We start from the raw sequence: 6208 nt of genomic DNA, 5'->3' as shown, positions 1-6208 counted from the left end.
ACTTATTTCAGGACGGGACAGATTGCTAGGATTGAAAAGCCCGCATCATGCGGGCTTTTTATAGTTGAATATAGCGGAGGTTTAAATTAAGAGAAGTATTTGAAGAATTTGCTAGAATAGGGAAAGTTAACTTATTTGATTTTCAATATGTCATACCAACTCATCGAACTCGACGTTCAAGCCACAGACAATATTGCCTGTCCACATTGTCAGCAACAAATTATTAACTGGCAGGAAGAACAGTATATCCAGCCATGTAAGCATACTTTATTTATTGCCATGGATATTGGTTTTGAATACATTACTGATGAGTTTGAGCAGACCATGCAGCATACTGTGGATGATCTGCATGCCAATGATGATCAGCTGAATATGTTTGCGGAACTGACTGCAAGTAGCTATCCGGAATTTATCATTATGAAATCGGATTTGGGTGCGACTGGCTATTTTCGTTATATCGGACTTACGGCTTAAAGCTAAAAATAAAAAAAAGCGCCAACTGATTTGACGCTTTTTTTATGAGATTAAATTGAAAGCTTAACCTTCAACTTCTTCTACTTCATCGTCATCAGCACTGTCCATGCCGAGTTCTTTCAGCTTACGAGTCAGGGTATTGCGGCCCCAGCCAAGCAGTTCAGCAGCATGACGCTTACGACCACGGGTTTGTTGCAGGGCAGCATTAATCAGGGTACGTTCAAACATTGGTGTGGCGATGTCGAGAATTTTCATCTCGCCATTTTTCAGTTTTTGAATCGCCCATTGACCCAGTAATTCATCCCAGTGATGCGGTGCAATCTGGTTGAGGTTCGGAATCGGTGCACCGTTGTCCTGAGGGAGCGGAATCTGTTTCAGTTCAGGTGGCAAGTCTTCTGGATAGACTTCACGACCGGTGATCATGACGGTTAACCAGCGACAGGTATTTTCCAGCTGACGTACGTTCCCTTGCCAAGGCAGCTTTTGCATATATTCCTTGGTTTCTGGACGCAGAATTTTTGGATTCACGCCCAGCTCTTTGCCAGCACGAGCCAGGAAGTGTTCTGCCAGCATCGGAATGTCTTCAGAACGATGCGCCAGTTTAGGAATATGAATACGAATCACATTTAGACGATGATACAAGTCTTCACGGAAGCGGCCGTCATGTACCAGTTTTTCCAGATCCTGGTGGGTTGCAGCAACAATACGTACATCCACTTTTACCGGAACATGACCGCCGACACGGTAGAACTCACCATCTGCAAGGACACGTAGCAAACGGGTTTGGGTTTCAAATGGCATATCGCCAATTTCATCCAGGAACAGCGTGCCGCCATTGGCCTGTTCGAAACGGCCTTGGCGTTGGGTATTTGCACCAGTAAAAGCACCTTTCTCATGACCAAACAGTTCGGTCTCGATCAGGTCTTTTGGAATTGCCGCCATATTAAGAGCAATAAACGGTTTATTGCTACGTGGTGAATGGCGATGCAAGGCATGTGCAACCAGTTCTTTACCAGTACCGGATTCACCATTAATTAGCACGGTGATATGCGACTGTGACAGGCGACCAATGGCACGGAATACTTCCTGCATGGCAGGGGATTCACCAATGATCTCGGTAGACTGGATGGCTGGAACCGCTTTAGCAGATTCCTGTTGTTGTAGTTTGGTGATATGCAGGATGGCACGATTCACCAATGCCAGTGCTTCATCAATATCGAATGGCTTCGGCAGATATTCAAATGCACCAGTTTGATAGCTGGATACTGCTGATTCCAGATCCGAGTGCGCCGTCATGATAATCACAGGCAGGTCTGGATAGCTGTTTTTGACTTTGCTTAAGAAAGTCAGGCCATCAATTCCTGGCATGCGGATATCGGTCAGGATCACATCTGGCGCATCTACGCTGAGTTGATCGAGCGCTGACTGCGCTTCTTCAAAACTGGTGACGTCGAAACCTTCTTCTTTAAATGTTTTTTCTAGTACCCAACGCATGGCACGATCGTCATCAATGACCCATATTTTATTTCGCGACATGATCTGACTCCCAAGGTAAAAATAGGCTAAATACGGTTTTTCCTGGAACTGACTGGCATTCAATCATTCCGTTATGTTGATGCATAATATTTTGAGCAATACTCAGACCGAGACCGGTTCCTTTGGCACGGCTGGTGACTAGCGGGTAGAACACTGATTCAATAATGTCTTCCGGCACACCTGGACCATTGTCCTGAATGTCGACGCGAACCACCGAGCGGTGAATCACCCCATTAATAGTATAGAGACGCTGAATCCGAGTTCTTAAGATCAGTTCTGGCTGATGCTCGATAAAGAAGTCTTTATTTTCTGTCATCGCCTGAACGGCATTGACACAGATATTCAGCATGACCTGAATCAGCTGGTCGCGATCCGCCAAAACTTCTGGCAAGGATAGGTCGTAGTCCCGGGTAATTTTGATTTTCTTTTTTGTCTGGTTGGCGATCAGTGAGCGCACACGTTCCAGTGGCTCATGTACATTTACTAATTCATAACTTGGTAGCTGACGTGAACCAAGCATGGTGTCGGCCAGATTCCGAAGGCGATCGACTTCATTGATAATAATGTCTGTGAATTCTTTGTATTTTGGATCATCCAGGCTACGTGCTAGCAATTGGGTTGCGCCACGAATACCACCGAGCGGGTTTTTAATCTCGTGAGCGACACCGCGAATCAATTGGCGCGCCACCTGATGCTGCTGAATATAGTTTTCCTCGCGTGAAATTTTCAGCATACGGTCGCGCTGATTCAGCTCGATCAATAATAAAGGGTGGGTAGGTTTGCCGGTATTGAGTAGGGAAACCGTATAATCCACGTGTATGTCTTTAAAGTTGACAATAATGGTTGCTTCACGGCGGGTATAAGGTTGTCCGGTATGCAGCGTGTTATACAGGGACTCTTCTGTCTTAAACTCATCCGTCGGTGCTTGTAAAATATTAAGTACTGGCGTGCCAGATGCGCGCAAAAGACTGATATCGAACATAGCTTCGCAGGCCGTGTTCAGATAGTAGATATTCAGGTTGCTATCGACCAACATAATGGCAGTGGTGAGATTGTCCACCAGTAAGCGATAGTCGATAGAAATAGGCTGATCCATTAGCGGTGGTTTTCCTGTATTAAAATAGCGCAATGGCATCTTCATAAAGCAAAAAACAAATTCTTAAGTTCTCATTTGATGCACATTAAGCAAAATGCACGCCAACTTTTGAAAATTTCCCTAAAATATTGCAGGGAATCGGGAGAGTAGTTATGAGGATACCGGTTTTATTAATGATATAGCCGAGTTAAATTGGCCTGTAAAGCAGAATTGTTCTAATTTGGTGCACTCATAATTATATTGAATATTTTATGGCTTTATTTTGGTGCTTGATGCAAACAGTCGCCATTTCAACTGTTTTTATGCCGCGAAAAGACATACAATACGCGCATTCTAGTGGAGCGCAGATTCATGAAATCCCCCAAAGTCGGTTTTGTTTCTTTAGGTTGTCCTAAGGCATTGGTTGATTCCGAGCGAATTCTTACTCAGTTAAAAACTGAAGGTTATGATGTGGCATCAGATTATGATGGCGCGGATTTAGTAGTAGTTAATACCTGTGGTTTTATTGAATCTGCAGTACAAGAGTCTTTAGATGCCATTGGTGAAGCGATGAGCGCGAATGGTCGCGTGATTGTCACTGGCTGTCTGGGTAAAGATGAAGACAAGATTCGCCAGATGCACCCGAATGTCCTGAAAGTGACAGGTGCAGCGGCATATGAAGAAGTTATGGATGCGGTACATGAATATGTCCCTGAACCGCCAAAACACAATCCATTTATTGACCTAGTACCTGAGCAAGGCATTCGTCTTACTCCAAAACACTATGCTTACCTGAAAATTTCGGAAGGTTGTAACCACCGTTGTACATTCTGCATTATTCCAAGTATGCGTGGTGATTTAGTTTCTCGTCCGGTCGGTTCCGTGCTGGAAGAAGCAGCTGCACTGAAACGTGCTGGCGTAAAAGAAGTACTCGTGATCTCCCAAGATACTTCTGCTTATGGTGTGGATACCAAATATAAACTGGATTTCTGGAACGGTCAGCCGGTTAAAACCAAATTCTATGACATGTGTGAAGCACTCGGTCAACTCGGTATCTGGGTGCGTCTGCATTATGTTTACCCATATCCACACGTAGATGCAGTGATTGAACTGATGGCACAAGGCAAAATCCTGCCTTATCTGGATATTCCGTTCCAGCATGCCAGCCCGAAAATCCTCAAACTGATGAAACGTCCAGCACATAGTGAAAATACACTAGAGCGTTTAAAAGTGTGGCGTGAGAAATGTCCTGAGCTGGTGATCCGTTCTACCTTTGTGGTGGGCTTCCCGGGTGAAACTGAACAAGACTTCCAGATGCTGTTAGACTGGCTACAAGAAGCACAGCTGGATCGTGTAGGTTGCTTTACTTATTCGCCAGTTGAAGGTGCAGCAGCAAACGATCTGCCTGATCATGTGCCAGAAGAAGTGAAACAGGAGCGTTATGAACGTTTCATGCAGGTACAACAAGCCATCTCAGCAGCCAAACTGCAAAAACGTATCGGTCAGAAAATGACGGTGCTAGTCGATGACCTGGAAGAAGAATTCCCAGTTGCTGTGGCACGTTCTTATGCAGATGCACCTGAAATTGATGGTAATGTGTTTGTTGAAGATATTGATAAAAACCTGATTAAGGCAGGTGATTTGCTTGAAGTCGAAATTACAGATGCAGACGAATATGACCTGTTTGCAAAACTAATTTCGATCAAATCAGCTTAATACTTAGATAAAATTAAATGAAATAATTTGGAGTTTGATGATGTTGGATTCTAAAAAGCCGCGTTTTGGCCGTATTTTGCTGAAACTTTCAGGCGAAGCACTTGCAGGCAACAAGGATATGGGTATTGATGCCCAAATTCTGGATCAGATGTCTTTATCAATTGCTCACCTGGTTGGTTTAGGTGTACAAGTGGGTATCGTTGTGGGTGGTGGTAACCTATACCGCGGTAGCCAGTTGCAAAAAGACGGCCTGGTTGGTCGCGTGACTGGTGACCAGATGGGAATGCTGGCCACTGTGATGAATGGCTTGGCGCTGCGTGATGCACTGGTACGCCGTAATATCAAGACACGTTTGCTGTCAGCGCTGCCAATTGGTACCGTTGTAGAATCTTACTCTAGCCGAGATGCAATCCGTCACCTGACGCGTGGTGAAGTGTGTGTATTTGTTGCAGGTACAGGTAACCCGTTCTTTACCACAGATACAGCTGCTTGCTTACGTGGTATTGAAATCGAAGCGAATCTGATCCTGAAAGCAACTAAAGTTGATGGCGTTTACAACAAAGATCCAAGCAAATATGAAGATGCAGTGAAATATGATTCACTGACATTTGATCAGGTGCTGGATGAGAAACTGGGTGTGATGGATTTGACTGCGATCTGTCTGTGCCGTGACCACAACGTACCGCTGCAAGTATTCGATATGAATAAGTCTGGTGCTTTATTGTCCGTTGTGATGGGTGAAAATGAAGGTACTCACGTCACCAATTAATGACGTGAGGCTCGAAGCCCTTTATACTAGTTCCCGATTTAGCTTTTACATTTTTTAGAATTAAGTAAGGAAGATCATATGATTAACGATCTTAAAAAAGACGCAGAAGACCGTATGAACAAGTCACTTGACTCGTTGGAACATGGTTTTGCAAAAGTTCGTACTGGACGTGCACATCCATCCATTCTGAACGGTGTTATGGTTCCTTACTATGGCTCAGACGTGCCATTGAACCAGGTTGCCAACATTGGTGTTGAAGATTCGCGTACTTTGCTGGTTCAGCCATTCGAGCGTACAATGGTTGCAGCGATTGATAAAGCGATTCGTGAATCTGACCTTGGTTTGAACCCGATTACTGCAGACGCAATTCGTGTACCAATGGCAGCGCTGACTGAAGAAACCCGTCGTGACATGCAGAAGATCGCACGTAACGAAGCAGAAAATGCAAAAGTTGCGATCCGTAACATCCGTCGTGATGTATTAGGTGACATCAAAGCGCTATTAAAAGAAAAAGAAATTTCTGAAGATGAAGAGCGTCGTGCTTCTGATGAAATCCAGAAAATTACCGATAAATATGTTGCAGAAGTGGACAAACGTCTGGCTGCAAAAGAAGCTGAATTGATGAAGGTCTAATTCGT

The 6208-nt window shown here is 44.4% G+C and carries 6 protein-coding genes; 4 read left to right on the top strand and 2 right to left on the bottom strand.

Annotated features, from left to right (window positions below):
* Window positions 1–147: 147 nt before the first annotated feature.
* Entirely contained in the window at window positions 148–474 is a 327-nt protein-coding gene (locus tag GW12_RS01500; RefSeq protein ID WP_034582486.1) for a hypothetical protein, read from the top strand.
* A 63-nt stretch (window positions 475–537) separates the two neighbouring features.
* Here GW12_RS01500 and glnG read toward each other — a convergent pair whose 3' ends face one another.
* A complete protein-coding gene (gene glnG / locus GW12_RS01495) occupies window positions 538–2010 on the bottom strand; it encodes a nitrogen regulation protein NR(I) (RefSeq protein WP_034582484.1) in 1473 nt (490 codons plus the stop codon).
* Window positions 1997–3106 (bottom strand): nitrogen regulation protein NR(II), encoded by a 1110-nt coding sequence (glnL, locus tag GW12_RS01490; protein WP_034582482.1) that lies wholly within the window; start codon window positions 3104–3106, stop codon window positions 1997–1999. Before glnL ends, glnG begins: the two co-directional genes overlap by 14 nt.
* Window positions 3107–3457: 351 nt before the next feature.
* On the opposite strand from glnL, the gene rimO reads away from it, so the two are divergent.
* The 3 genes from rimO (at window position 3458) to frr (ending at window position 6203) form a co-directional block, all read left to right on the top strand.
* Window positions 3458–4801 carry a 30S ribosomal protein S12 methylthiotransferase RimO gene (rimO, locus tag GW12_RS01485; protein WP_034582481.1) on the top strand — a complete coding sequence of 448 codons (1344 nt, stop codon included), beginning with the start codon at window positions 3458–3460 and terminating at the stop codon, window positions 4799–4801.
* A 40-nt stretch (window positions 4802–4841) separates the two neighbouring features.
* Window positions 4842–5570 (top strand): UMP kinase, encoded by a 729-nt coding sequence (gene pyrH / locus GW12_RS01480; protein ID WP_034582480.1) that lies wholly within the window; start codon window positions 4842–4844, stop codon window positions 5568–5570.
* A 78-nt stretch (window positions 5571–5648) separates the two neighbouring features.
* Window positions 5649–6203: a ribosome recycling factor gene (gene frr, locus GW12_RS01475; RefSeq protein ID WP_034582478.1), complete on the top strand. Its 555-nt coding sequence runs from the start codon at window positions 5649–5651 to the stop codon at window positions 6201–6203.
* The last annotated feature ends 5 nt before the right edge of the window (window positions 6204–6208 follow it).

The sequence above is a fragment of the Acinetobacter sp. HR7 genome, from assembly GCF_000773685.1.
Taxonomy (GTDB): Bacteria; Pseudomonadota; Gammaproteobacteria; order Pseudomonadales; family Moraxellaceae; genus Acinetobacter; species Acinetobacter thermotolerans.
This window is presented reverse-complemented; position numbering and strand designations above follow the sequence as displayed.